Below are 26146 nucleotides of genomic sequence, written 5' to 3'. Positions count from 1 at the left end.
TCTCCAGAATTGAAAATGCGCGACGTCAATGCATCGCGCGCGTCATCGCGGCGATTTCCTGCTGGATGCCGAAGAAGCCCGTCACGAGCCAGCCGATCACCATCGCGAGCGCGACGATCGCGACGCCGTTAAGCACGCGCATCTGCGCGGTAATCCGCGCGACGCCCTCTTCGAGCCATTCGTCGGCGAGCATCTTGAGTGCCGCGTCGAAGCCGCGGTATTCGGCGTAGATGCACAAATCCTCGACGATCTCGCGCGACGGAAACTGATAACCGGCGTTGCGCAGCGCCTCGCCGGCATTGAGGCCCGACTTCACGCCGACCAGCGTGTCGTCGATCCGCTCGCGCAGCCACGGCTCCGCGACCGCGCCGATCTTGAGCAGCGCCCTCTCGACCGTGACGCCCGACGCCTGCAGCACCGAGAACGCGATCAGGAAGCCGCTGCCCGTGACAAGCCGGTAGATCGAATAAGGCGGCACGCGATCCGCGTAGATGCGCAGCGGCCCGCGCCAGCGCGGCAGCGACCACGCGAGCGCGGCGAGCACCGCGACGAGCGCCGCGACGACGACGGGCATCCACCCCTGCACGAACAACGACATCAGGTACAGCGAGCGCGCAGCGCCGCGCCAGTGCGTCGGATCGGCGATCAGCGCGAACTTCGGGATCACGTGCGTGCCGAACAGGTACAGATAGCCGATCACCATCACGCCGAGCCCGACCGGATACGCGACGCCGCCCGTGACCGCGCGGCGGATCTTGCGGCTCGACTGCACGATGTCGGCAACCGACACGAGCGCGTCCTCGATGTGCCCCGCCTGCTCGCCGGCCGCGACGATCATCTGCTCCGTCGCGGGTACCCATGCCTCCATCGCCTCCGACAGCATCCGGCCGTTCTGCACGGCGAGCCGCCAGTCGGACAGCACGATCGCGAGCGGCTCGCGCAGCTTGCGCCCTTCGCTCGACGCGCGCCATTCGAGTTCCTCCAGCACCTTGAGGAGCGGCACCCCGTTGCCGAGCATCTTCGCGATCTTCCGATAGACGCGCAGCCGCTCGTCGGCATTCAGGCAGAACTTCGCCCAGCGGCGATTCAGCTCAAGTGCCATAGCTGAATCCGACGAGCGACAGTTGCTGTCGCGCTTCGCCCGCAACCGGCGCGAGCGTGCCGACGACGCGCTCGACGCCGCGCGGATCGACGAGCCCCGCCGCGACCTTGCGAAGCGCGTGCTCGCCAAGCGTCATCCCGCCGCGCGTGGTGGTCCAGTACTCGAGCGCGCCGACCTTGTCGCCGTCGCGCAGGAATTCGAACAGCCGCGCATCGGGCAGGATCACTTCGGCGACGACGGTGCGGCCGATCGTGCCGACCGTGCGGCAGTGCTCGCAGCCATCGCCTGCGATGCACACGTCGTGCATCCGGCTGTCGAGCGCGAGCCGCAGCCGCGCGAACAGGCCCGGCTCGATCCGGTCCGGATGATCGACGAGCCGCAGCTTGCAATGCGGACACAGCAGCTTCACGAGACGCTGGCTGATGAGCCCCGAGATCACCGTGTGATCAGTGACCATCCGCGCGTGCAGGCCGAGATCGATCAGGCGGTCGGCGATCGCGAGCGCGCTGTTCGCGTGCACCGTCGTCCACACCTGGTGGCCCGTCATCGACGCGCGCAGCGCCGTCTGCCCGGACGCGCGGTCGCGGACCTCGCCGATCATGATCGTGTCCGGATCGAGCCGCATCGCGTTCGTGATCGCCGCCGCGAACGCGAGCGCGCGCGCGTCCTCGGTCGGCGCGTTCGCGACGGGCGTCTGCACCGCGCCGTCGATCGGATATTCGATCGGGTCCTCGACCGTGATCACGTGCAGGCTGCCGCGCGACTCGTCGATCTGAGCGGCGAGCATCCGCTGCAGCGTCGTCGATTTGCCGGAACCCGTCGGGCCGCTAATGATGTTCATCCCGTGAGGCTGTGCGCGCAGCGCACGGAACGCCGCGACGTGCTCGGGCGCGAAGCCGAGCGCCGCGAGATCGGTCGCGTCGCCCGCATCGTTGTACAGGAGCCGCAGCACCATCAGGCTGCCTTCGTTGGTCGGCGTCGTCGCGATCCGCACGCCGTACAGATCGTCCGGCAGCTTGTCGCGGTCGCCAATGCTCGCGTCCTGACGTTCGCTCGGCCGGTAGCTGTTGTCCGACACTGTCGTCATCGCGCCGTACAGCGTCGCGAGCAGCCGCTCGCCGTGCTCGCGCGTGTGCTCGTTCACGCGCATGAGCTCGTTGTGGATCCGGAAGTAGACCTCGGTGCTGAAGCGGCGCACGCGGATGTGGATGTCCGATGCGCGCTCGCGGCACGCGCGGCCGATCAGTTCCTTCGCGAGCACCTGCATCACCGTGTGATCGAGCCGCTCGCCGCCGCCCGCGGCGTTCTGCCGGTATGCCTCGCGCACCTGCATCAGCGTCGCGGGCGTCGGCCGGTACGGCCGGCCCATCCGGTCAAGCCGCGCGCGATACGACAGCACGAACGGATTCATCTCATGGCCGTCGGCAATCAGGAGACACTCGTCGTCGAGCAAGCAGACGAACTTGCGCTCCTCGACGCTCGCGGCGAAGTCGCCCGCTTCGCTGACGGCACGCGGGCCGCGCGGCGGCGCGGCATCGCCCGCCGCGCGCACTGGCGGCGCGTCGGGTCGTTGCGCGGCGTGGCTCATGATCCGCTCGCCGGCAGTGCGGGCAGCGTCGGCGGCGGCGCGGCCGGGTCGGCCGGCAGCGGCGGATTGCCCGCGTACGGCGGCGACGCCGTCGACAGCCTCGTGGTGCGCCCGCGATTCGACACGACAACCGCACGCGGCTCGATCGCGACGACACGTCCACCGTCCGGCAGCACGTCGCCGCGCTGCACTTCGAATTCGGCGCCGCCGTTCATCCGCAGCGTCGCGAACGCGCGCTTGCCGACCCCTTCGATCGCCACCACCGCGAATTGCGCGGCCGGCGCGCCGCCGCGCACGCGCGCGAGCTGTGCGGATCGCTCGGCGACCTGTTGCTCGGTCTCGAGCTTCTTCAACTGCGCCTGCAGCAGCACCGTCTCGCTTTGCAACTGCGTGAGCCGCGCGGCGGTCGCGCCGTCGTCGTCGGACGACACGGGCGCCGCCGCGCGCACGGCGCCGGCGAGCACCGCCAGGCCAAGTGAGCACATCCATCGGACGCGACTATTTCGCATAGAGCACTCCTTCGAGAGTCCACTGATTGTTCTGGTAAGCGAGGCGCTGCACGCGCAGCCCCGGCACGTCGATCGCGCGCACGAACTCGGGCGGCGCAACGCCGCCGAGGCTCGCGTTCAGCCGGTACGCGCGCCACCCGACCGCGGCGGCCGCCTGTTGCGCGAGATTCGCGAGCGGGGCGCGCGCCGCCTGATCGGGAAGCAGCGGGTCCAGTTTAGCCACGGCATCGAGCCATTGGAGACGCGCCAGAAGTTGCGTCCTGACAACCGAATCGTCGACGAGCGGCGTGTCGCCCGCCGTCGGCGCGGCGAGCGGTACCTCGAGCGTCGCGCGTTCGCCGTCGATGTCGACGATCGCGTCGGGCTCCGCGGCGAGCAGGTAGCGCACGTTCGAGCCGTTGCGCGCCCACGTGTAATGCGCCGCGTCCGGCGTGCATTCGTAGCGATCGAGCCGCCAGCCGCCCGGCGCGAGCCGGCCGAAGCGCGTCGCGCACGCGCGCGCGAACCCGACCGCGTCGGGCAGCGCCGCCCAGGGCGGAACGACGGGGCCGCTCTTCGCCTGTCGCGCAGCGAGCTCCGCGCGCACGCGTTCGAGCGCCGCCTCGCGTTGCTCGTCCTCGACCTTCGCGCGATGATGCCAATAGGCGAACGCGCCGCCGCCCGCGATGCACACGACCGCCGCGGCGACCAGCGCGGCGCGCGGCGACAAGCGCCGCTCGATGGGCCGCAACGCCCACCAGCGCTCGGTACGCGGCCGGCCGCCACGGCGCGGCAGCAGATCGTCGAGCCGCTTCGGCTGAAAATTCTGGAAGCCCTGCTTCTCGAGCTCCAGCTCGCCGATCACGACGTTCCAGCCGCCCCACGCGTAATCGGTATGAAGCCGTTCCAACGCTTCTTCGCGCGTGCCGACCCAGTCGCCGTTCGGCATGAACGCGTGATCGCGCACCGCGAAGTACGCCCAGCGCCCGTCGGGCAGCGCGAACGCGCCGAGCCAGTTCGGCGCGGGCTGCCGGCGTCCGTTGTAGAACGCGCCTTCGAGCGCGATCGCGCGCGACACCATCGCGCCGAGCGACAGATGCCCGGGCGCGAAGCCGTCGCGCGTGTTCGCATAGCCCGCCGCCGCGCCGCCGCGATCGATCCGCAGCACCATCAGGTCGAACTTCAGCTTCTTCGCGAGCTCGACTGCTTCGGCGCGCAGTTCGTTGCGCCTCGACAGCGACTGCCAGAACAAGCCGCCGACGAAGCGCTGACGGCCGATTTGAATCACCTGCGCGCTCATTGCCGGCTCCGTCAGGCGCCGCCGCGCTGCGTGACGGGCGTGATCAGGATCACGATTACCTCGCGTGAGCGCTGCGCCTCGTAGCCGCCGCCGAGCGCGATCATCTTCGGCGTGCCGATGCCGCGCTCGTCGAGCGAATCGTTCGCGCCTTCGTAGCCGCTGATGACGAGCGTCTCGCCCGACTTCATCGCGACCCGCTGCAGGAAATTGCGCATGTCGACGTCGGGCGTCTGGATCCGCGTCGCGCCGCTGCCCGTGCTGCTCGACACTTCCTTCAGCTGGAGCAGCGACGAAATGTTCGTCGAGAACTGCAGCATCACGGTGCCGTCGTCGAGCACATGCGGCAGCAGCGTCATGTTGAAACCCGTCGTTACGGTGCCCGGCGTGAGCGCGGTCGACGAGCCGACGTTCGCGGTGTTCGTCGTCGACACCGACGCGAGATAGCCCGTCTGCGTCGCGACCTGCACGGGCACCGGCTGGTTGTTGAGCGTCGTGACCGCCGCCGACGTCTTGCGCCGCACCGTCCCCTGCTGCGACAACGCGCGAATCAGCAGCTTGGTGCCGTTGAAGCGGCTCGTCGGGCTGAGCACCGTCGCGGACAGGTCGCCGGGCGTCACCGCGGCCGGCGTGAACGGGTTGGAGATCCCGAATTGCGCCGACACCGTCTTGTAGACGAGGCTCCAGTCGATCCCGTATGCGTCGCCCGCCTTCAGCGACACGCTGAGCACCGTCACGTTGAGCATCACCTGCCGCGACAGCGAGCGGTTCTGCTGCGTCATGAACGCGGCGACGCGCTCGATCACGTCGGGCGTGTCGGTCACCGAGATCGAGCCGGTCGCGGGCGATGCGACCGAGCTACCGTAGCGCGACAGCATCGACAGGATCGCGCTCTGCAGCCCGTTGAACACGGACAGCTGCGAATTCACCGCGGTGTTCGCCGTATTGTTCGCGGTGAGGCCCGTCGTGCCGGAGCCCGAGCCGCTCGCGCCGCCGCCCGAGCCGCCGGACTGCGAGCCGCCCGACGTGCCATCGCTCGTCGCGCCACTCACCACCGACGCGTTCAGCGACGAGTCGCCCGGAATCGCGTTGACCTGGAACGTGCGGGTATCGGTGAAGAAGAAGCGGATCGTCCCCTGCTCGTATTTCCAGAAGACGCCGAAGCGCGCGCATGCCGCGTCGAGCAGGCCGCGCAGCGTGCCGCCCGTGTACAGGATGCGCGCCGGCGCGAACGACGTGCCGCCGCCGCCGTCCGCGCCGCTGCCCGCCTTGCCGCCGCTGGACGACCCGCCGCCCGGCATGCCGGGCGGCAGCGGCGGCACCGAGCGCCCGCCCGCCGCGTCGAGGAACGCGGGTGCGCCGCGCGCGACGCCGTCCGCGCCGCCGCCTTGCTGCGAACGCGCGGCCGCCTGCTGCGCGCTCGCGGCGACCTGCGTCGGCACCTGCGTGAGCCGCGTGATCTGCTCGGCGAATTCGGATAACGAAGAGACCGCGCGGTCGAACGACGCCGGCTCGTCGAATAGTGCGGGGAGCTGTTCGCGGTTCTGCAGCTTCACGGCGCCCGCCGACACCCACAGCCCGTTGTCGACGACGACGGGCGGCAGCGCGTGCACGCTGTTGTCGCCGTCGGCGGCGCGCTTGAGGAGCGCGCCGGATTCGTCCGAATCGCGTCGCACGTCCCGCTCGATGCCGCTGCGCAGCCCGGTGCAGCCGCTCAGCAGCGCGGCGGCCAGTAACGAAAGAACGAAAAAAACGCGCATCAGCCCGCTCCCTGCGCGACGACGCGCAACACGTGATTGCCTTGATAGAGAATCGCCTGGATCGGCGTCGCCGTGCGGCCGAGACTCGCGACGAGCACTTGCAGCGCATCCTCGAACGAGCCGCGCAGCGTCGCCTGCGCGTCGATGCTGAAATCGACCGGCGCATCCCAGACGAGCTGCCAGCCCGCCGTGCGCGCCCATCGCAACAAGACGCCGCGGATCGTGCCGTCGGACGCGCGCACGTCCCAGACGGGTGCGTCCGCAACGGGCAGCGACGCGGGCCGCGCGGCCGTGGCCAGCGCGGCCCCGGCTGACGCCGATGGCGATATCGCGCGCAAGACGTCGACGCGCGTGGCCGTCAGCGGGGCGTGATCGAAGCGCTCGACAAATGGGCCGCCCATCGCCGGATCGGTGCCGGCGGGCGGGCCGCTCGCCGCGCAATCGGTTGCAAAAAGCGCGGCCGCGATGAACGCGGTCGCGGCGACCGTAGCGCCGTGCATCATGGTTGTCCTCGTTACTCGACTGCTGCCGTGCGCCGCGGGCCCCCGCGCTTTGCTGCTCGATGATCCCGGATGCCGCGTCCGACGCCTCGGACCGCCTGCGCGGCCCGAAATGGCTTTCCGAACATGGGATTACGCAGCGCCACATAATAGGTCTACACACGCAGTCGCATTATTGAAGTGATTATTGCGCGGCAAATATACCCCGAACGGTTTGACAAAAGCTATTCTGCATGCAAAATTAAATAGACCATTCAATTTCCTCTTTCATTGCGGGAAATGCACCGCCCAATCCCTTCATTCGAACTACCAAGATGAACCAGCATGCCGCCGCCCCGCTGCGCGATCTCGCGGGCGAAGTGCTCGGCCTGATCGACCTGAAGCAGATGTTCACCGACATCCACATCGAGCAGGACCGCCCCGTCACGATCAAGACCCCGCGCGGCTGGGTCGAGACGAGCGACGAACCGGTGCTCCTCGACGACATGCGGCCGCTGCTCGACGCGATCGACGAGCATTGGGAAGCCGCGCTGCGTCAAGGCACGCTCGACCGCCCGTTCGTCCTCACGCGCTGCCGGCTGCGCTGCCACGTGTACCGCGCGGGCGGCGGCCGCAAGATCGTGATCTCGATGCGCCGGCTGCCGCTCAAGCCGCTGCCGCTCGAGGAACTCGGCCTGCCCGTCTACGTGCGCTCGATGCTCGACAACACGAAGGGCATCATCCTCGTCACGGGCCCGACGGGCTCGGGCAAGACGACGACGATCGCGTCGCTGCTCGAGCACATCAACACGACGCGCAACACGCATATCGTCACGATCGAGGAGCCGATCGAATACTATCTGGAGCGCCGCCAGTCAATCATCTCGCAACGCGAAGTGCCGACCGACACGCCGAATTTCCCGCACGGGCTGCGCGAGGCGCTGCGGCAAAGGCCGGACGTCGTGATGGTCGGCGAGGTGCGCGACGCGCAGACAGCCGACACGCTGCTGCAAGCGGGCGAATCGGGGCACCTCGTGCTCGCGACGATGCACACGGGCAGCGCGGTCAGCGCGCTCAACAAGCTGCTGTCGTTCTTTCCGGTCGAGCAGCGCGACCGGCACGCGGTCGCGCTCGCCGAATCGCTGATCGGCATCGTCTGCCAAAGCCTCGTGCCGAGCGCGGACGGCGAAAGCCTCGTGCTCGCGAGCGAACTGCTGTTCAACAACAACAACCAGGTCGCGAAGCTGATCGCGGAGCCGACGAAGCTGCACCTCGTCAACGAGTTCCTGCGGCGCCGCGAGGACAACATGTCGCGCTCCCTGAACGACGACCTCGCCGCGCTCGCGGCCCGCAACCGGATCTCGACGAAGGACGCGTTACGGGCGACTTACAATCGGATCGAGCTGAATGAAATGATGCAATCGATTGTTAATCGTTAGGCGCGCATCCGATCCGGTATTTTTCATGCCGATCTAAAATCGAAAAAAAATCGTATAAACACGCCGAATCTCGTGTTAATCGACTGGTGGAATTAATTTCAAAAATCGATTGTCGTCGCGCGTCGAAATCATGCCAGACCGTCGTTTAATAATGCGTGGAGTTTGCATCAATTGCCGAGCAGGCGCGTCTGCGTGCTGAGGCCGAGGCCGTCCGGCGGCGTCGCCGACGAATGCGCGCGTAACGTCGCGCGCTTCGCGGTTTCGGGGAGGCTGGCGATTGCGCTTGCCGGGGCCGGCGCGCGTCGCGCCTGCGCGGTCGGCGATGCCGGTGGCGGCCGGCGCACGGGATCGGCGGACGTTGCGCGCGGCGTCACCAGCACGAGCTGCTGCGCCTCATGTCCGGCGGAAAGCGGCAGCGCGAGCGCCACGCATTCCCCTGCCGAGATCGTCACGCCAGCCACGGTTTCGCGCGACGACGATGCGCCGGCCGAGCGGCTGTCGCCGTCCGCCCGGCGCTCGACGATCCGCACGTCGAGCGCATAACGGCCCGCCTGCGCGGTCTCGCGCGGCGTAACCCGCATCGCGAATCCGTTCCGCTGCGCGTCGAGCGATCGCGCATCGCCGTCGCCCGACGTGACGAACACCTGCCGCAGACGGCTGAAATCCGCGCTGTCGTCGGGGAGCGTCAGCGTCGAGCTGTCGGCGTCGATCGATGCGTCGCCGTGCGCGGCAAGCTCGGCGATGCGCGCGCGCATCGGCGCGCAGCCGTCCGGCGCGGGCGCGATCGCCACGCGCGGGGCGGCTGTGCCGGAGGATACGGACGCCTGCGTGTCGTCGCGCCACCGCAACCCGAGTGCATCGATCTGCGCGCGCGCGAGCGTCGCGCCGAACGCATCGATCCGAATCGACGTGCTCAGCGTATCGAGCTGCGCGACAAGCCGTGCATCGCGCGCCAGCCGTGCGGGCACGTCGCGAATCAGCACGGTGTTCGAGCGTGCATCCGCATCGACGATCGGCAGCGACGCCGTGAATTCGCGCACGCCGGGCACCGCGCGCGACGCGACGCCGTCCTGCTCGAGCCGGCGGCGCAGCCGCGTCGCGAGCCCCGGCAGCGACGCATCGCCCGCGTCGCCGCGCACGGCGCGGTCAGCCGCCGCGCGCGCATGCAGCCTGAACGCGCGCGTCTCGGTCCGCACGCGCGCCTGCGCGGCTTCGTCGAGCGCGCGCGCGGCGGCGAGCACGAGCGCGACATAGCGCGGCGGGCCGGCGACCCGCACGATCCGCGCCGCGTCGTCGTAGCCGGGCCGCCAGCGCTCGTCGACGATCCGCTGCCGTGCGAGCGTCGCGCGCAGCTCGGCCAGCGTCGCGTAATTGAGCCGCACCGCCGCACGCTCAAACGCATCGGGCGCGACGAGCTGCAGCACCGCGCCGTCGTAGTACGCCGCAAGTCCGCACGTGCGCGCAACCCAGTCGACGAAACGCAGCGGCGGCAGCGCCTCGCGCACGTCCAGCCGGCACGACGCGCCTGCGTCCGCGTCGATCGCGACGCCCGAGCGGCGGCTCAGTTCGCTCAACGCGGCGGCGGCGCTCACCGGCCCGACGCGATAGTCGAAGCGCGCGAGCGGCCACGCGAGCGGCACCGCGTGCAGCGCCGGCGTATGGCTCGCGAGCGCGAGCGCGATGGCGGCAGCCGACGTGGCCGCGCGCCGCGTCACGATGCGCGATTCGCCGGCTCGACGTCCGCGCCCAGGTTCAGGCGGTAGCCTGTCGCGTACGCCGCATGCACGGTCCAGCCGAGGCCCGCCGCTTTCAGCCGGCTGCGCAGTCGGCTCACGTACATGTCGACCGTACGGGTCTGCGCGGACGCTTCCGCGCCCCACACGAGCCGCAACAGATCCTGCCGCTGCACGACGGTGCCGGGATGCTCGGCCAGATGCCAGAGAATGTCGAACTCCTTCGCGCTGAACGCGTGCGACGCGCTGCCGTCGGACACGGTCAGCGTCGCGCGCGACAACACGCAGCCGCCGAGCTGCATGCGCCCGCTGTCGACCGACAGCGCCGCGAAGCGCCGCAACAACGCGCGCACGCGTGCGAGCAGCGTCTGCTTCTCGAGCGGCTTGATCAGGAAATCGTCCGCGCCGGCGTCGAGAATCTTCACGATGTCTTCTTCGTCCGAATGCACGGTCTGGAAGATCACCGGGACGATCGAGCGCGCGCGGCTACGCACCCACCCGAGCAGCCGCTCACCCGTCATCCCGGGCAGGTCCCAGTCGAGCACCAGCAGATCGGCCCAGCTGTCGCCGAGGAAGCGACGCGCGTCGAGCCCGTCGCCGAACGCCTCGACGCGGTAGCCCTCGGCCTTGAGCCAGGTGACGAGCAGCGTGCGCTGCACCGGATCGTCCTCGACGACGACGATCTGCTTGGGCTGCTGCACGATGCGCTGCATGTTCGGTTCGGACATCGCTGAAATAGGGTTCGTCAAGCGAAAAGGAAAGGATGCCGGCGCTCAGCCGTCGGGCGTGACGCTCGCACGCCAGCGCGCGATGCCGTCCGGCACGGCCGAAGCTGCCGCGCCTGCCGGCGTGGGCATCGGCAGGCGCATCACGAACGCCGTGCCGACGCCGCGATTCGATTCGGCGTACAGCGTGCCCGCATGCGCGGCGGCGACCTGCGCGGCGAGCTGCAGCCCGAGGCCGAAGCCCATCGAGCCACGCTTCGCGAGCGGCGCGAAATCGGTGATGCGCCCATCCGTGGCGAGGCCCGGCAGGCCGCCGGCCCAATCGCGGATCGTCACTTCCGCGTGCGCGTCACGCACGTGCAGCCGGATCTCGACGCGCGCGCCCTGCCGCGACGCCTGCACCGCATTGTCGATCAGGTTCTGCAGCGCGCGGGCGACGAATACGCGCGCGCCGCGCAACCACAGCGGTACGGCGTCGTCGAGCCAGAGCTGCAACGCGACGCCGCGATAGACGGCGCCCACTTCGAGCTTCGGCACGAGCTCGCGCAGCATCGTGCGCAGGTCGAAGCGCATGAAATGGCGCTGGCGGAGATCGTCCGCCGCCGACGCGACGAGGTAGTCCTGGCCGAGCAGCAACGCGTGCCGCGCGAGTTGCGCGATCCGTTCGAGGCCGCCGCACGCGGCGAACGCTTCGGGATCGGCGTCGTGCAACTGGGTCAGCGCGAGTATCGAATTCTGCGGCGAACGCAGGTCGTGCGCCAGAAAGCGCAGCGACGCGACGCGCTCGTCGAGCGCGCGGCGCAGCGGCGTGATGTCGGCGACCGTGACCGTCGCCGCGATCGCCGGATCGTGCTCGACCGGCTGCAGCGTCAGCCACAGGATCGCGTCGTCGGTTTCGAATTCGAATCCTTGTTCTAGCGTGTCGAACAGCGCGGCGGGATCCGCGCCCGCCGCGTCGCCGAGCAGCGTGTGCAGCGGCAGCCCGGCGACGAGCGTGCGGCCTAGCAGCGCATGCGCGCGCTCGGTGGCCGCGACGATCGCGCCGTCGCGGTCGAGCGCGAGCGTGCCCCACGCCTGCCGGCCCTGCATCACCTCGAGGATTCGGGCGTCGGCCCGTTGCGACACGATCAAGTTCGACTCCGGCGGACGTCGCGGTCCGCGAATGATTGGACGGGCCGCGACGCGGCGGCGCGAGCGCGCAGTGTGCACCGATTCGAAAGCGCGTGTCCAGTGCCGCCCCGCCGCGCCGCCCGCGCGGTCAGAAGTCGTTCTTCTGGTCGACGTCGCCCGCGCTCACCGTCACTTCGTCCGGCGTGAACTCCATGTTGCCGCCGGCGCCGCGCTTGCCGACGTTCGCGTTCATGAACGGATTGCCGCCCGTCTCGAGGCGCTCCAGCTCCTTCGTCGCACCGGAGTTCAGCTTCACGTTGCCGTCCTTGTCGACGACGCCGACCGAATTGCCGCTGCCGTTGTACAGGTTGCCCTGCGAGTCCATCTTCAGGTGCAGCGCTTCGCCGCCCGCCTTCGTGTTCAGCTTGACGTCGCGCATGTCTTCGCCGGGCTTGTCGTCCGTCGACGGCTTCACGTGGTTCGTCGGGGTGTTGTTGCCGGTCGGCGTGTTGCCGCTCGAATCGCCACCGATGTCCGTGTCGTCGCCGTCTCCCGAATCGTCCTGCATCAGCAACGCTTCGATTTCGTGGAGCAGCTTGTCGATCTTCTGATCGCGGCTGCTCGACGACGTCGACGAGGAGTTGAACTGCGACGGGTTGATGGTCGTCGATGTAATGCCGTTAACGCTCATGATCGTCTCGCTATGAATGTGAATCGACTGAAGGAAAGGGAACAGAACGCGCACGGCACTCATGCGCCTGCGGTTCGACGACAAGCTTAGGCAGCGCGTCCGCGCGCGCCGTGAACCGCACGAAGCGACGTCGCGGCGACCGAAACGATCGGTCGCGCATCGTGCGCCGCCACCGCAACGCGCGCATCGCTTCGCCGCACACGATGTCGCTTCGCACGCGCCGGCCACTCTCCGCGCGTACGACGGCGATCATCGCCGACGGATCATCTCTTCTCGACGCATCGCACCGACATGGCGATCAAATCGTGCAACAAAGCCGCATTGCGCGCGCTGCTCTCGGCCTTTTCGGTCGGGCTGCGCGCGAGCGCACACGCGGACCTCGACGAACTGCTGATCGCGCTGCGCGTCCTGCAGCCGCGCAACGCCGCAGTCGACCTGTGCGACGTGCGGCTGCGGATCAGCCGGCGCGACTGGATCGGCGCGCTGCACATTCTGCGCACGCTCGAAGACCAGGCGCGCGGCACGCCGCTGTGCACGGCGCTGCAGAGCTGGTGCCTGTACGCGCTGCAAGACGACGATTGGCGGCGCTATGCGCAGACCGTGGTGCTGTCGGGGGATCGGGCGTCGACGGTGCTCGTCGGCCGGTTCCTCAAAGTGGATGAGCTCGCGGAGGGCGCCGGCGCGCACGACGGCGACGTCGCCGCGCGCATCTCGCAACTGCTGAGGCTCGACCGGTATCAATGGGCGCGGCATGTGCATGCGAGCGGGATGGGGTGAAGGTCGCGCGGGTTTGTGGTTTGCGGCGATCGTGGCAAGCCGCACATCGATCGTCACCGTGTCACGCGAACCCGAATGCCGAGAGCCCGGATACGCGCGACGTCCGACCCGGCGAACCCGCATCTCCGCCGCGACTTCCGTCATGGGTCGGACGCGCCGGCGAAAGTCAGCGAGACCGCACGAAATCCGCGATGCGCGCCGCGACGAATCGGACGCAGGCAATCGATGGCCGGCGCGAGCGTAGGCGCGGATCGTCGCGGCCACCCCGCCGCCTTGGCGCCCCCGTGCAAGCTCCTCGCCGGTTCATGCAGCCTGGCGCGCCGACGCCTGCGCGTCGCGGGTCGCGACGGCCTCGCCCAGCGGCCCCGGCGCCCTGGTGATCGCGAACAGATAGCTGTCGCCCGCGCTCATCCCGCGATTCGGACGCGCCTCGTAGTTGCGCACGACGCCCTCGCTGACGAAACCCAGCTTCGGCATGAACGGCGCGGCGCGGCCCGTCACCGAGCAGAACGCCTCGATCCGGTATACGCCCGGCTGCGCGATCAGCCAGTCGAGAAACCTGCGCAGCATCTCCGACCATGCGCGGGTCCGCACACGCCCCGGCGCGAAGCTCGTCACGAGCCCGATCTCGACGCGCGGCAGGCGGCCGTGCATCTCGAGGGTGCCGATCAGACGGCCGTCGCGCTTCTCGAACAGTCCCCAGCTGAAAAACGCGCCGCTGCGCCAGCCTTCGGCGAGACGACCGATGCACGCGCGCGTTTCGTCGACGCTGCGATGAATCGGCCACGGCAGGTCGAGCGTCGTCGCCGGATCGCCGAACAGCGCGTCGAAGGCCTCACACGCATCGTCGGCGGTGAGCGGGCGCAGATGAAGGCGCTCGGTTTCGATCAGTTCGGGTGGGCGGATGGCGTTCATCGGCGGCTCCGGTTCAGGGAATGGACACGCCGATTGTCGGGCGCCGACGCGCGAGCGTGCCCCATGCGCGCGAAGCCGCGGCGGCGTATGCGAATCGCGATCGCGCGAGCCGCGTCGCTTCGGCGACGTTCGCGCGCGGGTGTATCGCTTCGCACCGCGGCAGGCTGCGGCGCGCATGTCGACGTACAGTGGCGCCGCGTCGCCCGGTGCGCCCATTGCGCGGCACTCGGGCGCCAAGGTCTACCTTCTTCAGGAGCCGGATTGTGCAGCCAGTATCGATCAAATCCCCCATTCAGACCGGGGGCTCGACTCCGCCTTCGCAGAACCCGCCGTCGATCGGCGCGCCCCTGTCCGGTGCCGCGGCCCCTCAACCGAAGCCGTCAGGCGTGCTGGGAGGCTTGCGACCGCAAGGCGCGTCGACGTCTCGACCCGAGGCCCGTCCGCTGAACGCGTCGGCACTGAAGCGCACCGCCGTCAAGCCGGAAGCGACTGGAAACAACGCGTCGCTACTCGAAGCCACGCCCGCCGAATTGCAGACGGTGGCACATCATCCGGTCCTGCAACCGGCCGTGCTTCATTCCGCACACCCGCACGAAGGCAACCTCATTGACCTGAGCGACCCGCCCTCCACGACGAAGCCCACCGGTACGCCATCGTCGCTGCTCGAGGCAACGCCCGACGAATTGCAGACTGTCGCGCATCATCCGGTCCTGCAACCGGCCGTGCTTCATTCCGCACATGTACCGGAAGGCGATCTCATCGATTTGAGCGATCCGCCGCCGGCACCGCAAGCCGCGCACGGGCAACCGTCGCCGCTCGGGGCCGAGCACGCTCAATCACAGGCTGCGGGCACCCCGCCGTCGAAACCCGCATCCGCCGCCGAGCATGAAGCACACGGCGCCCACGATGCACGGACGCCTGCCGCAGCCGGGATGCCGAGTATCCAGCAGATCCATCACGAGACCGCGCAGACGATCAGGATGCAGCGTGCAATCGGGTTCGCGAACCAGCTGCTCGCTGTGGCGGAGATGATCAACAGCTTCCAGATGAAACTGATCGACATGATCAAGAAGGCGGTGTCGCGATAATCATGCGTCGACGCGACATCGAAGCAACGCGGTGGGGCATTGGCGCGGCGAGCCCGCGCGCCGGCTTGGCCCAGCCGGAACGATCGCCCGGTGTGCAACAGCCGACCGGCGGCGACGCGCTGTGCGTCGCCCCGCGTCGTCACCGGTCGAAGGTCTGCGAAGGCGCCTCGTCGAACATCCGCCGATAGCCGTTGACCAGCGTCGACCGATGCTGGATCCCCCAGCGGTTCGCGATCTCGAGCACGCTCGCCGCGCGCGGCCCTTCCGACAGCAGCTCGCCGCGAATCCGCTCCATCCGCTGCCGTCGGATCAGCTGGCTCGGCGACAACCCGAGAAACGTCTTGAATGCCGCCTGCAATGCGCGCTCGGTCACGTCGATGTGCGCGGCGATTTCCCGCACCGACAGGTCGCGCTGGTCGAGCCGCTCCATCAAATAGCGATACGCGCGCCGGTACTTGCCGGGCAGCCGCGCGCTGACGTCGTCGCTCGGCGCCGCCGCGTGCGTGCCGCACCGCGCAATCGCGAGGGAGGGCGCGAGTGCCGCGCCGTCCGAGCGTACGTGCCGCACCGAGGCGAGCGCATAGCGCGCATACAGCGACGACGATTCGCGAATCCGCCCCTGCTGCTCGCAAACCTTCGCTGCGCAATACAGATAGTCGAGGGTCCAGCGCACGTGCGAGCCGCAGCGCCCGACCGCGTCGCGATACGGCGCGATCATCGCGTTGGCGACATTCGGCGCGTGCCCCGCGAGCGCCGCCAGCGCGACTTCAAGGCACACGCTGCGCTGGTAGTCGACGAGGCCCGTCTTCGCGCACCAGCTCACATGCGCATCGATCCGCGCGAGCGCCGCATGGTCGCCGGCGGCGAGCGCGCATGCCTGGCGCATGTAGTCGACGCGCTTCCGCAGCAGCGGCAGCGCATCGGCATCGGCCGCCGGCACGCCCGTTTCCGCGAACGCCGACAACGGCAGATCGGCCAGCGCGGAGCGCCAGTAGACGTGATCGCCAAGCGCGTCGGCGCGACCGATCCGGTATTGCAGCAGCAAGTCCGCACGCAGCGCGCCGGCGAGCTGCCGCCAGCGCGGATCGGCATCGCGAGCGGCTGCGTCGAGCCCGTCGAGCGCCGCCATCGCGTCCTCGGCGCGGCCGAGATGATGCATGACGACGCACGCGCCAACGAGACTCTCGAGCTTCTGCCCGACGCTCGCCGCGCGATCGTCGGCGATCCGTCGGAAGCCCGCCTGCGCGACGCCGAAACGGTTCTGGAAGAACGCCTGCCAGCTCGCGTTGCGGCAGGTCATCACGCGCGTCTGGTCGCGCGAATCGCGCAGCAGCTTCAGCGCGCGGCGGAACATGTCCTCGGCCTCCTCGAAGCGGCCGAGCACGAGCTGGATGTCCGCGTACGCGCTGACGTCGCGCACATAGTTGGCCGGGTCGCCCGGGTCGGCTTCGCAGCGCGAGGCGACGAGCGCGGCCGCTTCGGCGAAGCGGCCGTCGAACACGCGCGCTGCGTAGGCGTCGGTCGACGCCGGATTGGCAAGCGCGGCGGCGGCGGCGAAATAGAGTGTCGAAAACATGGTGGATCCTCTCGGCAAGCGGGTTCGAATACGAAGTTCGGGCTCGATCCGCGCGCCGCGCCGCCGCTCGTCGCGGGGCGCAGCGCATGGATGCGTGCCGCTATCGTCTCGTTCGCGCCGGATCCGCGCAGCAATTTGTGACGTTCCGTTACGATTGGCCCGCCGGTTGCGCGTGCCGCCGTCGGGCCGCGCTACACCCGCAGCCAGAAATATTCGCCGGACGCGATACCGCTGAACATCTCGTCGCCCGATTCGATGATGTTCTGCCGCCAGTAGCGGCCGTGCTCCGCATAGTGCGCGAACAGATCCGCGAGCGTCTCGCCCCTGACATCCGGCGTGAGCGGCAATCGCATCAGCAGCACGATGCTGCCGGTGTCCGCGTCGATCCCGAGTTGCGCCTGGTCCTGCGCGTAGATCAGCAGGTTCGCCTCGAGCAACAGCCGGTACACCGCGAGCGTGCGGCCCGCGCTGACGATGCCGTAATGGAAATTCACGTACATCGACTCCGGATCCTCGTCGAAGTACTCGATGCGCACGTCGAAGCCCTCGACGTCGATCGCGCGCGTCTCGAGCACGTAATCGACGTCCGTCAAGCCGACAACCGCGCATACCTCCGCGACGACCTGTGCGTAACGTTCCCAACTCATGACAGTTTCACCCCGGTATCCGGCGTCCCCAAAAAAATACAGCCGGCGCTCGCGCGCCGGCCGCCCAACACGATGCCGAACGGCAGCCGGCTTACTGCGCCGGCTTCGACGCGTCGCTGACCATCTTCGTGGCCTGCTTCTTCACGTCGTTCTCCGCCTTCGTCATCTCTTGCATCTGCTGCAGTTTTGTTGCCGCCTTCGAAAATGCGATGCCTGCCATCGTGTCCTTCGTCATTTCGCCCAGTGCACCACCTACCAATGCCGACATGATTACTCTCCAGAAAGTGCGTGATTCGATCACGCGTTGACAAAGTTCCGGCGCCGCCGCTTCATGTCGCGACCCGCCGCTTTTTTGCCGCGCAACGTGCGGCATCGTCGGGAACGGCTCGCGCCGCTCCGTCCGCCGCCGCACGTTGCGCGGCGAAACCCGGGCCGCTATGCGGCCGTCACGTTCGCCTCGTGCAACGTCGCGACAATCCGCTGCGCCGCCAGCAAGCCGCGATAGATCTTTTGCATCGCGTCGCGGTCGTAGTCGCTCGCCGCCTGCGCGGTGGCCGCGCTCACCCGCTCGGCCGTCTCGCCGAGCGCCTCGCGGAGCACGCCGATCCGTACCGCCGCGTCAGGCGCCCCGAGCGCCTGCTCGAGCGGTCCGCATTCATCCGCTGCCCGTTCCAATGCTTCGTACATGCCGTTTCTCCCGTCAGTTGAGGTCCGGTGCGCCGTTCGCCGACGCGCCCGCAAACACGTGCTTCACGCCGTCCGGCGTCTCGATGTAGCGCACGTCGCCGATCTCGAGCATCCCCGAGTACGCGACGGGCACCGGTGCGTCGCCGGACTGGCGTGCATCGACGTCGATCGCGCGCACGTTCGGCCCGACGTCGGCGCGCACGCGCTCGACCGCCGCGCGTAGCTGCGCGATGTCCTGCACGACGCCCGACACCCGAAAGCGCCCCTGCCCCGCATACGCGACCGTCGCCCCCGGCACGCCGAGCGATTCGCCGATGCTCTGCGCATTGTCCTGTGCGACGTCGTACTGGCGCTCGACGCGGTGTGCAGCGAGCCGGTCCAGCAGCCTGCGCGCGGCGAGGTCGTCGGCCGGCGTCGCGACCATCCCGGTGACCGCGATCATCGTGCCGCGCGGCGCCGTGTGCAGCTCCGCATAGCCCGCGCGCCGCAGCTCCGTGCCGATGCGCGTCGCGAGCGCGTCGGTACGCTCGACCGGGGGCGGCACGCGCGGATGGGCGCTCGCCAGCATGGCCCCCATCGCAAGCAGGCCGGCGACCAGCGCGCCGCCTGCCGCCGCGCACGCGGCGAGCTTGCGTTGCGCGCCCCGCCGCGCCGCATCGGCGCCAGGCGGCGGCGCCCACAAGGTCGCGAGCAGCTCGAGATCGCTCGGCCACTCGCCGTTCGCGGGCCCGACGCAAAGCGCGGTCTCGCCGAACGGCACCGGCACGAAGTCGAGCATCAGGAGCGGCGAACCATCCGCGTCGAACGCATCGGCGCTCGCCTCGGCCGGCACGGGCGCCGCACGTCGTGCGCGGGTTGCGCCCAGCGCATCGATCGACAGCAGCAGATCGCCGTCGCGCCAGTCGGTGATGCGAATCTCCGCGTCGTCACCCGCGCCGATCCGGTGCTCGCCGGCATCGAGCGCGATTTCCGCACCGGCATGCAGGCCGGTCAGGATCCGCAGCAGCTTCATCGGTTGCTCCTTATGCGTGCGTCGTGTGTTTCATTTGCGTCGCTCGAATCGGTCGCGATCGGTGCACCCGTTCGATCGCGTCGCATCGTTCGTCCATGCAGCCAGAATAGTTCGACGCGGCATCGGTGTTCGTCCGTCGCGCGAATTCGCCGCCGCATTTGCGAAGCGCCGCGTGCGCCGCGACGTTCACGACCGCTGAGCGGCCAACACGCCCTTGTGCAACGTCTCGACGCTTGCATACGCGCGTGCGAGCTGCGCGTTCGTCGACGGACGCTCCGCGTTGAACACGATGAGCGGCAGCAGAAAATAATGCGTGCTCGCACGCTCGCTACGCGTGGTCGACGCGTCGCGCGGCGCACCACCCGCGCTTTGCATCGCATCGAGCAGCAACTGCTTCACGCCGCTCCAGCCGATGGGCGTCCACGGCCCGGTGCGCAAGCGGGCGGCGAGCAGGTCGGCGTTGTGATTCAGCAGCGCGGCCGTGATGCGCGCGCCGGGTTCGGTATCGACACGCCGGCCGAGCTGAAGCAGTGTGTCGGCCCACAGATGCCGCAACGCATGCTCGCGCTCCATCGGGTCCGCGAGCGTATGCGCGACGTCGCGCAGCGCGCGTTGAGCGGGCACGGGCGCCGGACGCGCGCGCGACGCACGCACGCGCGGCAGCGCGGCGACGTTCGCCGAATCGCCGTCGCGTTCGTCCTGCTCGCGCTGCTCCCGGCCGCCGCCCTGCCCGCCCGAATGCCGGTCGTGCTCGTCGTGCGGCGCGACGTGGGCGTGCGGCACCGTCGATTCCTCTCCCGCATCGGACGCTTCGCCCTGGCTGTCGGCGCGCCGGCGCCGCCGCGACCCCGCGGCACCCGCCTTCGGACGCGGCTTCAGCTTCGCGAGCATCTGGTTGCGCGCCGCGAGCGCGGCCGCCTGATTGCCGTTCGAATACGTGAAGCGCGTACCGTATTTTCCGTAGGTCGTCGCGGTGCGCGCGCGCACCGGCCGGCGTCGTCGCGGATCCGGCTTCGCCGCGTGGATGGTCTGCGCGATCGCGCGCGTGATGCGGCTCATGACGGCACTGCCGCCGACAGCAACTGCTGCGCGAAATGCAGGATCTCGGCGGCCGCCCACGGCCCGGCGATCGCGACGGTAACCGTCACCGCAACCAGTTTCACGCCGTACGAGATGCTCTGCTCCTGCAGCGACGTGATCGCCTGCAGGAACGAGATCGCGAGCCCGGATGCGGCCGCGACGAGCACGACGGGCAGCGAGATGTAAAGACACAGCATCATGCCTTGCGAGGTGAGCCGGATCAGGTCATCGATTTCCATCGGACAACCTCCTTGGAATCGGGATTGGAATCGGGATCGGGACATCAGGAATAGGTCAGCACGAGGCCGTGCACGAGCGTCGACCAGCCGTCCATCACGACGAACAGCATCAGCTTGAACGGGATCGCGACGTTGGTCGGCTGCACCTGGTTCATCCCCATCGACATCAGCACGTTCGCGATCACCAGATCGACGATGATGAACGCGATATAGAGGATGAAGCCGATGCGGAACGCGTCGGTCATCTGCGCGAGCGTGAACGCGGGCGCGAGTACGATCAGGTCGTCCTCGCGCAGTTGCGCGGCCGCGGCCTTCGGCCAGATCACCGACGCGGAGCGCAGGAAGAAGCGCTTCTCGCGCTCGCGCGAGTGCGCGGCGAGGAACTGGCGGAACGGCTCCTTCGCCGCGCCGAACGCCTGCAGCATCGCCTGCGTCGGCTGCGGCGACAGCGCCTGCCCCTGTAGCTGCTGCTGCGCGGCGAAACCGATCGGCGCCATGATGTACAGCGACACGAGGATCGCGATGCCGTTCAGCACCATGTTCGGTGGCACCTGCTGCACGCCGAGCGCGTTGCGCAGCAGGCCGAGCACGACGACGATCTTCGCGTACGACGTAACGACCATCGCGATGAACGGCACCATGCTCATCACAAGCACGGCGATCAGCAGGCCGGTGATGTCGTTAAACTGAACCATCGTCGCCCGCCATCCGATCGATCCGCACGCCGAGATGCGCGCCCACCGCGACGAGCCTGCCGCCGCCGATCGCCTGGCCGTATGCGACGAGCCGCACCGGCACGTCGCGCGCGGCGAGCGGCAGCTCGAGCACGTAGCCGGGCCGCAGCGCGGCCAGCTCGGCGATCGACAGCGACAGCGTGTCGATCTCGACGTGCACGGGCAGGTCGACGTCGCCGAGCGCGGCCGGCTCGGGCGCCGCGAGCGGCGCGCCCTCGTCCGGCGCGGCGGCCGGCAGGTCGCCCGCGACGATCGGCTCGTCGAGATCGTCGGCGGTGTCTGGTGTTTCGGTCATCGTCATCGTGGTTCCCTCGATCAGAACGGTTGCATGCCATTGCGTCGCGCGCCGCGCGCCCCACCACGCGTGCAGCGGGCCCGCCCGCGCGGCGCCGAGCGCGGCCGGCACCATGTCCAGCAGCACGTCGCCCGGCCGCAGGCTGCGCAGCACCGACAGCGGCAGCGCGCGCGAGCCGAGCCGCACGCGACCGGGCAGGCGAATGCATGCGAGCAGGCGCGCCGTATCGCCCGTCCGCTCGCGTCGCAGCCGGGCCGCGAGCGCGTCGAGCCATGGCGTCCGAGCGTCGAGCAGCGCACAGCGCATCGGCGCGCCGTCGAGCGCGAACGACAGCACGCAGCGCGTCGCGTCGAGCGCCGCCGGATGCACGGCGCGCAGCCCGCCGATCGTCACGTCGTCGAGCCCCGCCGCCGCGAACGCGGCGACGAGCGGCGCCAGCAGCGTGGACGCGAGCGCCGTGCGCAGCGACACGCTCGCGTCGCCGGGCGCGTCGGGCGTCGTCGCGGCGACGACGTCGAGCGCCGGAAACGCCGCGAGGTCGATCGCGACGCGCGCGGTCGCGCCGTTCAGTCGCAGGTCGAGCACGCCGGGGCGCTCGAAACGCGGCGGCTCGCCCGGCGCCGCGCGCCAGTCGGACAACGCCGGGAAGCGCGCGAGCCACGCGGCGAGCCGCGCATCGGCGACGATGCGTGAGAGCGCCGCGTCGAACGCGTTGCACGCGAGCAGCGGCAGCACGGCGTCGATGCCGCGCGGCACGGCGGCGGCGAGTTCCAGTTCGATTGTCTCGGGTTCCATCGTCGCGGTCGGTCGGGTTCGGTTGTACGGGCGCTCAGCCGACGTCGATCTCGATCAGGCGCGGCGCGCCGCGATGGGCGAGCAGCGTGTCGAGTCGCGCGTGCAGCGTTGCGCCATGCGTGCAGAGTAAGTGCCGCGTCGCCGCGTCCGGCGTCTCGAACCGAAGCCGCAAGTCGAAACGCGAAAGAACGAGGTGCAGCACCGTGTCCGGCAGCAGCGCGGCGTCGAGCGGCAGGCTGATCTCCCAGTGGCCCGACGCGTCGTCGCCGCACAGCGCCGCAATCTCGGCCACGAGCGCCTCGGCGACGCGCACCATCCGCTCGCGTTGCGCGAACACCTGATTGACGAACGCATTGGAGCCTGCGCACGCGCGCGCCATTGCTTCGCGCCCGGCCGCGTCCGGCGGCGCGGCCGGATCGCGTTCGAACGACGGCATCGCGCCGTCGTGCCAGGGCATCGACGCGTCGTGTCGCCACTCGTCGTCGGCCGCGCCGCGCTCGCCGGCCGGCGCAACGCGCACGCGCCGCATCAGTTGCGCATAGTCGAAGCCGCGCCGCGCCGTGCGTGACGCGCACGCGCCGTCCGGCACGGCGGCAGGCTCGCCCGCAATGATTCGCACGGGCCTCAGATCGGCGGCGCTCATGCGTGAGCCGCAGCCGGCATCGTCACACGGCCGGCCGGCTTCAATTCGACCTGGTCGCCGAGCTCCTGATACGAGTAGACGGGCAGCCAGCCGAGCCGCGCCTCGATCATCCGTCGCGTGTAGCGGCGCACGTCCATCGACGTGACGAGCACGACGTCGTCGCGCGGTGTCTCGCCGACGAACGACGCGACGCTGTCAACGAGATAGCGGACCTGCTCGGGCGGCAGCGCGAGGAAGTTGCCCGCGGGCGTCTGCTTGATCGATTGCCGGATATGCTGCTCGACCGGCAGATCAAGCAGCACGGCCGGCAGTTGCCGCGCGCCGCGCGCCGCGCGATACGCGAGATAGCGCGACAGGTCGCCGCGCACGTATTCGGCAAGCATCAGCATGTCCTTCTCCTTCGGCCCCCACGCGACGAGGCTCTCCATGATGTCGCGCGCGTTGCGGATCGGGATGTGCTCTTCGAGCAGGCGACGCAGCACGTCGGCGATCCGCTGCGTCGGCAGCGCCTTCTGCACTTCGGCGACGAGCCCCGGATAGTCGGTTCCGAGCTGGTCGAGTATCCATTGGGTTTCCTGGATGCCGAGGAACAGATGCGCGTTGCGTCGCAACAGCGCGATCGTCTCCTGCGCGATCACCTGCTCGGCACGCCATGCGCGCGCGCCGGCCGGCACCGCCTTGTCGTCGATCCAGTAGCTCTCGGCGAGCCCGCCCGCCGGGCCGCGCTTCGTGCAGCGGCCGGCGAGCGCCGGGTCCGACGCCGCGTCGGGCAGCATCGTCTGGTCGGCCGGCAATTCGAGCCGCGTCTGCGGCACGTCGCGCATCAGGATCTCGCACGTCGCTTCGGGCAGCGCGTCGCTGGTCCACAGCGTGATGCCGGGAAACGGCAGCCCCTGCTCTTCCTGCAGCTTCGCTCGCTCCTCGTCGAACGCGCGATCGAGCGCGGCGGGCGCGAGCCGCGCGACGAGATCCGGCGACACCCGCACGCCGATCGCGCACGTGAAGAGCGGCGCGCGCGGCAGGATCGACGGCGTGCTGCCTTTCGCACCCGCGCGCTGCAGCGCGATCACCGGCTCGCCGCGCGCGGTCGTGCGGCGCGCGCCCTTCTGCAGCCGGTAGCCGGAAAACGCGAGAATCGCCGACAGCAGCACGAACAGCGCCGCCGGAAAGCCCGGCACCGCCGCGAAGCCGATCAGCAGCACCGACGCGAAGTACAGCGCGCGAAAGCTGCCGCCGAGCTGCTTCGCGATCTCGGAGCCAAGCGACGTGCCTTCGCCTTCGTCGTGATCGTCCGCGACGCGCGTGATCATCACGCCGGCCGCGACCGAGATCAGCAGCGACGGAATCTGCGACACCATCGCGTCGCCGACCGACAGGATCGAGAAGCGGTTCGCCGCTTCGCCGGCCGTCATCCCGTGATACATCACGCCGATCGCGATGCCTGCGACGATGTTGACGAGCGTGATGATGAGCCCCGCGATCGCGTCGCCCTTGACGAACTTCATCGCCCCGTCCATCCCGCCGTGCAACTGGCTCTCCTTCGCGAGCGTCGCGCGCTTGCGGCGCGCCTCGTCGGGCGTCAGGATGTTCGCGCGCAGGTCCGCGTCGATGCTCATCTGCTTGCCGGGCATCGCGTCGAGCGTGAAGCGCGCGCCGACTTCGGCAACGCGCTCCGAGCCCTTCGCGATCACGATGAACTGCACGGTCGTGATGATCAGGAACACGACGAGGCCGACGACGAGATTGCCGCCGACGACGAGCTCGCCGAAGCTCTCGATGATGTCGCCCGCGTTCGCGTGCAGCAGGATCGACTTCGTCGACGCGATGTTCAGCGACAGCCGGTACAGCGTCGTGAACAGCAGGACCGACGGAAACACCGACAGCGACACGATGCTGCCGACGTACATCGTCACCATCAGCAGCGTGACGCTGATCGCGATGTTGATGCCGAGCAGCACGTCGATCACCTCGGGTGGCAGCGGCAGGATCATCAGCGAGACGATCGCGACGACCAGCGCCGTGATGCCGACCTCGCCGCCGGCGGGGAGTTTGAGGGTTTTCAGCGTCATGACGACCTCTCGGAGGGAACGGCGGCGTCGGTGCGCGCGCCCGCGACCGACTCGACCCAGCGCAGGATCGCGGCCACCGTTTCAAACAGTTCTTCGGGAATCGCCGCGTCGCGCTCGACGCGATACAGTGCGCGCGCGACGGGCGGATTGCCGACGATCGGCACGCCGAGCGCGTGCGCGTGGCGGCGCAGCGCGAGCGCGCCGTCGTCGACGGCTTTCTCTATCACCCGCGGCAGCGGATACTCGTCGGGCGCATAGCGGATCGCAATTGCGTAATGCGTCGGGTTGACGACGAGCACGTTCGCCTGACCGACCTTCTGCCGCGCCGGTGCGCTGGTCGCGATCTCGCGCGCGAGCCGGCGGCGCTCGCCCTTCGTGTGCGGATCGCCCTCGCTCTCCTTGTTCTCGCGCTTCGCCTCTTCCTTCGTCATCCGGTTGTCGCGCATGAACATCATGCGCGCGATCTTGTAGTCGGCCGCCGCGAACACCGTGACGACGAGCGCGACGACGCCGAGCAGCTTCATCAGCACGGTCCACAGCACGCGCGACAACTGCGGCGTCGCCTCGTACACGCTCGCGACGACCAGCGGAAACAGCGACATCATCATCTTCCAGATCACGCACGCGAGCACGACCGCCTTGACGATCATCTTCACGAGCTCGAGCAGCGACTTCATCGAGAAGATCTTCTTGATGCCCGCCATCGGATTGATCGCATCGAACTTCGGCATCACGGGCTCGAGCGTGATCATGAAACCCGCCTGCGGCGCCTGCGACACGATGCCCGCGACGATCGCGGCGACGACGAACGGCAGCATCGTCAGCGCGGCGCTCGCGGCGAGGTCGTGCAGCGCGGACAGCGTCGCCTGCGGCGTGCGTTCGCCATTCACGAAATCGAGTGCGGTGCGGATCGTGCGCGACAGGCCGCCGGTTAGCATCGATTCACCCGCCGTCAGCACGCCGATCGCGGCGGCCAGCGTCACCGCGTCCGCTACGTCCTTGCTCTTTGCGACCTGGCCCTTCTCGCGGACCTTCTTCAGCTTCCGTTCGGAGGGTTCTTCGGTTTTCTCTTCGGCCATCGCCGCCGTTCCTGTCGAGAGTCGGACATGGCGCGTACGTTAGCGGCACGCGGCGGCGGCGGCGCGCGCCGACCCGAAGCGGCGCCGTCCCGCGCGAA

Annotated in this window: 26 protein-coding genes; 3 read left to right on the top strand and 23 right to left on the bottom strand. The window is 69.3% G+C overall.

The features are described from left to right. Positions 1-25 precede the first annotated feature (25 nt). From B7G54_RS35185 to B7G54_RS35160, 6 genes are read right to left on the bottom strand one after another with little or no spacing between them, the layout of a single operon-like run. The gene (locus B7G54_RS35185; protein WP_085043291.1) at positions 26-1102 is read right to left on the bottom strand and encodes a type II secretion system F family protein; all 1077 of its coding nucleotides are present in this window, start codon (positions 1100-1102) and stop codon (positions 26-28) included. Continuing rightward, positions 1092-2690 (bottom strand): GspE/PulE family protein, encoded by a 1599-nt coding sequence (locus B7G54_RS35180; protein ID WP_085043290.1) that lies wholly within the window; start codon positions 2688-2690, stop codon positions 1092-1094. The genes B7G54_RS35185 and B7G54_RS35180 overlap by 11 nt, the downstream gene beginning before the upstream one ends. Next, positions 2687-3175: a type IV pilus biogenesis protein PilP gene (gene pilP / locus B7G54_RS35175; protein WP_085043289.1), complete on the bottom strand. Its 489-nt coding sequence runs from the start codon at positions 3173-3175 to the stop codon at positions 2687-2689. Before pilP ends, B7G54_RS35180 begins: the two co-directional genes overlap by 4 nt. 13 nt (positions 3176-3188) lie before the next feature. After that, on the bottom strand, positions 3189-4478 hold the full coding sequence (pilO2, locus tag B7G54_RS35170) for a type 4b pilus protein PilO2 (RefSeq protein WP_085043288.1): 1290 nt from the start codon (positions 4476-4478) through the stop codon (positions 3189-3191). 11 nt (positions 4479-4489) lie between these two features. Further along, positions 4490-6235 carry a PilN family type IVB pilus formation outer membrane protein gene (pilN, locus tag B7G54_RS35165; RefSeq protein ID WP_085043287.1) on the bottom strand — a complete coding sequence of 582 codons (1746 nt, stop codon included), beginning with the start codon at positions 6233-6235 and terminating at the stop codon, positions 4490-4492. Continuing rightward, positions 6235-6738 carry a toxin co-regulated pilus biosynthesis Q family protein gene (locus tag B7G54_RS35160; RefSeq protein WP_085043286.1) on the bottom strand — a complete coding sequence of 168 codons (504 nt, stop codon included), beginning with the start codon at positions 6736-6738 and terminating at the stop codon, positions 6235-6237. The genes pilN and B7G54_RS35160 overlap by 1 nt, the downstream gene beginning before the upstream one ends. A 311-nt stretch (positions 6739-7049) precedes the next feature. Between B7G54_RS35160 and B7G54_RS35155 the strand changes: the two genes are divergently transcribed. Continuing rightward, the gene (locus tag B7G54_RS35155; protein WP_085043285.1) at positions 7050-8153 is read left to right on the top strand and encodes a type IV pilus twitching motility protein PilT; all 1104 of its coding nucleotides are present in this window, start codon (positions 7050-7052) and stop codon (positions 8151-8153) included. A 167-nt stretch (positions 8154-8320) separates the two neighbouring features. Here the strand turns inward: B7G54_RS35155 and B7G54_RS35150 are convergent, their stop codons facing one another. From B7G54_RS35150 to B7G54_RS35135, 4 genes are all read right to left on the bottom strand, one after another. Beyond that, positions 8321-9868: a secretion protein gene (locus B7G54_RS35150; protein ID WP_085043284.1), complete on the bottom strand. Its 1548-nt coding sequence runs from the start codon at positions 9866-9868 to the stop codon at positions 8321-8323. Further along, positions 9865-10614 carry a response regulator transcription factor gene (locus tag B7G54_RS35145; protein WP_085043283.1) on the bottom strand — a complete coding sequence of 250 codons (750 nt, stop codon included), beginning with the start codon at positions 10612-10614 and terminating at the stop codon, positions 9865-9867. Before B7G54_RS35145 ends, B7G54_RS35150 begins: the two co-directional genes overlap by 4 nt. Before the next feature lie 45 nt (positions 10615-10659). Next, positions 10660-11736 (bottom strand): sensor histidine kinase, encoded by a 1077-nt coding sequence (locus B7G54_RS35140; protein WP_085043315.1) that lies wholly within the window; start codon positions 11734-11736, stop codon positions 10660-10662. 133 nt (positions 11737-11869) lie between these two features. After that, positions 11870-12475, bottom strand: coding sequence for a hypothetical protein (locus B7G54_RS35135; RefSeq protein ID WP_085043282.1), 606 nt, complete (start codon positions 12473-12475; stop codon positions 11870-11872). Positions 12476-12703: 228 nt separating this feature from the next. Here B7G54_RS35135 and B7G54_RS35130 point away from each other — a divergent pair, with 228 nt between their 5' ends. Continuing rightward, on the top strand, positions 12704-13189 hold the full coding sequence (locus tag B7G54_RS35130) for an HrpB1 family type III secretion system apparatus protein (RefSeq protein ID WP_085043281.1): 486 nt from the start codon (positions 12704-12706) through the stop codon (positions 13187-13189). Positions 13190-13492: 303 nt separating this feature from the next. Here the strand turns inward: B7G54_RS35130 and B7G54_RS35125 are convergent, their stop codons facing one another. Then, a complete protein-coding gene (locus B7G54_RS35125; RefSeq protein WP_085043280.1) occupies positions 13493-14104 on the bottom strand; it encodes a GNAT family N-acetyltransferase in 612 nt (203 codons plus the stop codon). Positions 14105-14367: 263 nt separating this feature from the next. Between B7G54_RS35125 and B7G54_RS39905 the strand changes: the two genes are divergently transcribed. Next, complete coding sequence (locus B7G54_RS39905) at positions 14368-15192, top strand: hypothetical protein (RefSeq protein WP_244289476.1); 825 nt, start codon at positions 14368-14370, stop codon at positions 15190-15192. A 139-nt stretch (positions 15193-15331) separates the two neighbouring features. Here B7G54_RS39905 and B7G54_RS35115 read toward each other — a convergent pair whose 3' ends face one another. The 12 genes from B7G54_RS35115 to sctU form a co-directional block, all read right to left on the bottom strand. Next, positions 15332-16768 carry a helix-turn-helix transcriptional regulator gene (locus tag B7G54_RS35115; protein ID WP_085043279.1) on the bottom strand — a complete coding sequence of 479 codons (1437 nt, stop codon included), beginning with the start codon at positions 16766-16768 and terminating at the stop codon, positions 15332-15334. Positions 16769-16959: 191 nt separating this feature from the next. Next, a complete protein-coding gene (locus tag B7G54_RS35110) occupies positions 16960-17415 on the bottom strand; it encodes a CesT family type III secretion system chaperone (RefSeq protein ID WP_085043278.1) in 456 nt (151 codons plus the stop codon). 91 nt (positions 17416-17506) lie between these two features. Next, positions 17507-17683, bottom strand: coding sequence for a hypothetical protein (locus tag B7G54_RS39245; protein ID WP_006762820.1), 177 nt, complete (start codon positions 17681-17683; stop codon positions 17507-17509). A 167-nt stretch (positions 17684-17850) separates the two neighbouring features. Beyond that, complete coding sequence (locus tag B7G54_RS35100; protein WP_085043276.1) at positions 17851-18102, bottom strand: type III secretion protein; 252 nt, start codon at positions 18100-18102, stop codon at positions 17851-17853. Between the two features lie 13 nt (positions 18103-18115). Beyond that, positions 18116-19114 carry an HrpD5 family protein gene (hrpD5, locus tag B7G54_RS35095; protein ID WP_085043275.1) on the bottom strand — a complete coding sequence of 333 codons (999 nt, stop codon included), beginning with the start codon at positions 19112-19114 and terminating at the stop codon, positions 18116-18118. 186 nt (positions 19115-19300) lie between these two features. Then, positions 19301-20173, bottom strand: a complete 873-nt coding sequence (locus B7G54_RS35085) for a type III secretion system protein (protein ID WP_085043273.1) — start codon at positions 20171-20173, stop codon at positions 19301-19303. Then, positions 20170-20433, bottom strand: coding sequence for a type III secretion system export apparatus subunit SctS (gene sctS, locus B7G54_RS35080; RefSeq protein ID WP_038743708.1), 264 nt, complete (start codon positions 20431-20433; stop codon positions 20170-20172). Before sctS ends, B7G54_RS35085 begins: the two co-directional genes overlap by 4 nt. A 44-nt stretch (positions 20434-20477) precedes the next feature. Next, a complete protein-coding gene (sctR, locus tag B7G54_RS35075; protein ID WP_010109702.1) occupies positions 20478-21128 on the bottom strand; it encodes a type III secretion system export apparatus subunit SctR in 651 nt (216 codons plus the stop codon). Next, on the bottom strand, positions 21115-22257 hold the full coding sequence (gene sctQ, locus B7G54_RS35070; protein WP_085043272.1) for a type III secretion system cytoplasmic ring protein SctQ: 1143 nt from the start codon (positions 22255-22257) through the stop codon (positions 21115-21117). The genes sctR and sctQ overlap by 14 nt, the downstream gene beginning before the upstream one ends. A gap of 34 nt (positions 22258-22291) precedes the next feature. After that, a complete protein-coding gene (sctP, locus tag B7G54_RS35065; protein WP_085043271.1) occupies positions 22292-22900 on the bottom strand; it encodes a type III secretion system protein SctP in 609 nt (202 codons plus the stop codon). Then, positions 22897-24969, bottom strand: a complete 2073-nt coding sequence (sctV, locus tag B7G54_RS35060; protein ID WP_085043270.1) for a type III secretion system export apparatus subunit SctV — start codon at positions 24967-24969, stop codon at positions 22897-22899. The genes sctP and sctV overlap by 4 nt, the downstream gene beginning before the upstream one ends. Beyond that, positions 24966-26048: a type III secretion system export apparatus subunit SctU gene (gene sctU / locus B7G54_RS35055; protein WP_085043269.1), complete on the bottom strand. Its 1083-nt coding sequence runs from the start codon at positions 26046-26048 to the stop codon at positions 24966-24968. The genes sctV and sctU overlap by 4 nt, the downstream gene beginning before the upstream one ends. Between the last annotated feature and the right edge of the window lie 98 nt (positions 26049-26146).

The sequence above is a fragment of the Burkholderia puraquae genome (assembly GCF_002099195.1).
Classification (GTDB): domain Bacteria; phylum Pseudomonadota; class Gammaproteobacteria; order Burkholderiales; family Burkholderiaceae; genus Burkholderia; species Burkholderia puraquae.
Note: the sequence above shows the minus strand (reverse complement) of the source record. Positions and strands in the feature narration are given on the sequence as shown.

Bases quoted from the DNA above. Each gene is read 5' to 3' on its own strand.
- B7G54_RS35135 (WP_085043282.1), bottom strand. From the start codon at position 12,475: ATGAGTGCCGTGCGCGTTCTGTTCCCTTTCCTTCAGTCGATTCACATT.
- sctS (WP_038743708.1), bottom strand. From the start codon at position 20,433: ATGGAAATCGATGACCTGATCCGGCTCACCTCGCAAGGCATGATGCTG.
- sctU (WP_085043269.1), bottom strand. From the start codon at position 26,048: ATGGCCGAAGAGAAAACCGAAGAACCCTCCGAACGGAAGCTGAAGAAG.
- B7G54_RS35130 (WP_085043281.1), top strand. From the start codon at position 12,704: ATGGCGATCAAATCGTGCAACAAAGCCGCATTGCGCGCGCTGCTCTCG.
- B7G54_RS35100 (WP_085043276.1), bottom strand. From the start codon at position 18,102: ATGTACGAAGCATTGGAACGGGCAGCGGATGAATGCGGACCGCTCGAG.
- sctV (WP_085043270.1), bottom strand. From the start codon at position 24,969: ATGACGCTGAAAACCCTCAAACTCCCCGCCGGCGGCGAGGTCGGCATC.
- pilP (WP_085043289.1), bottom strand. From the start codon at position 3,175: ATGTGCTCACTTGGCCTGGCGGTGCTCGCCGGCGCCGTGCGCGCGGCG.
- B7G54_RS35145 (WP_085043283.1), bottom strand. From the start codon at position 10,614: ATGTCCGAACCGAACATGCAGCGCATCGTGCAGCAGCCCAAGCAGATC.
- B7G54_RS35180 (WP_085043290.1), bottom strand. From the start codon at position 2,690: ATGAGCCACGCCGCGCAACGACCCGACGCGCCGCCAGTGCGCGCGGCG.
- hrpD5 (WP_085043275.1), bottom strand. From the start codon at position 19,114: ATGAAGCTGCTGCGGATCCTGACCGGCCTGCATGCCGGTGCGGAAATC.
- pilN (WP_085043287.1), bottom strand. From the start codon at position 6,235: ATGCGCGTTTTTTTCGTTCTTTCGTTACTGGCCGCCGCGCTGCTGAGC.
- B7G54_RS35085 (WP_085043273.1), bottom strand. From the start codon at position 20,173: ATGAGCCGCATCACGCGCGCGATCGCGCAGACCATCCACGCGGCGAAG.
- sctQ (WP_085043272.1), bottom strand. From the start codon at position 22,257: ATGGAACCCGAGACAATCGAACTGGAACTCGCCGCCGCCGTGCCGCGC.
- B7G54_RS35160 (WP_085043286.1), bottom strand. From the start codon at position 6,738: ATGATGCACGGCGCTACGGTCGCCGCGACCGCGTTCATCGCGGCCGCG.
- B7G54_RS39245 (WP_006762820.1), bottom strand. From the start codon at position 17,683: ATGTCGGCATTGGTAGGTGGTGCACTGGGCGAAATGACGAAGGACACG.
- sctP (WP_085043271.1), bottom strand. From the start codon at position 22,900: ATGAGCGCCGCCGATCTGAGGCCCGTGCGAATCATTGCGGGCGAGCCT.
- B7G54_RS35185 (WP_085043291.1), bottom strand. From the start codon at position 1,102: ATGGCACTTGAGCTGAATCGCCGCTGGGCGAAGTTCTGCCTGAATGCC.
- pilO2 (WP_085043288.1), bottom strand. From the start codon at position 4,478: ATGAGCGCGCAGGTGATTCAAATCGGCCGTCAGCGCTTCGTCGGCGGC.
- B7G54_RS35125 (WP_085043280.1), bottom strand. From the start codon at position 14,104: ATGAACGCCATCCGCCCACCCGAACTGATCGAAACCGAGCGCCTTCAT.
- B7G54_RS35115 (WP_085043279.1), bottom strand. From the start codon at position 16,768: ATGTTTTCGACACTCTATTTCGCCGCCGCCGCCGCGCTTGCCAATCCG.
- sctR (WP_010109702.1), bottom strand. From the start codon at position 21,128: ATGGTTCAGTTTAACGACATCACCGGCCTGCTGATCGCCGTGCTTGTG.
- B7G54_RS35155 (WP_085043285.1), top strand. From the start codon at position 7,050: ATGAACCAGCATGCCGCCGCCCCGCTGCGCGATCTCGCGGGCGAAGTG.
- B7G54_RS35110 (WP_085043278.1), bottom strand. From the start codon at position 17,415: ATGAGTTGGGAACGTTACGCACAGGTCGTCGCGGAGGTATGCGCGGTT.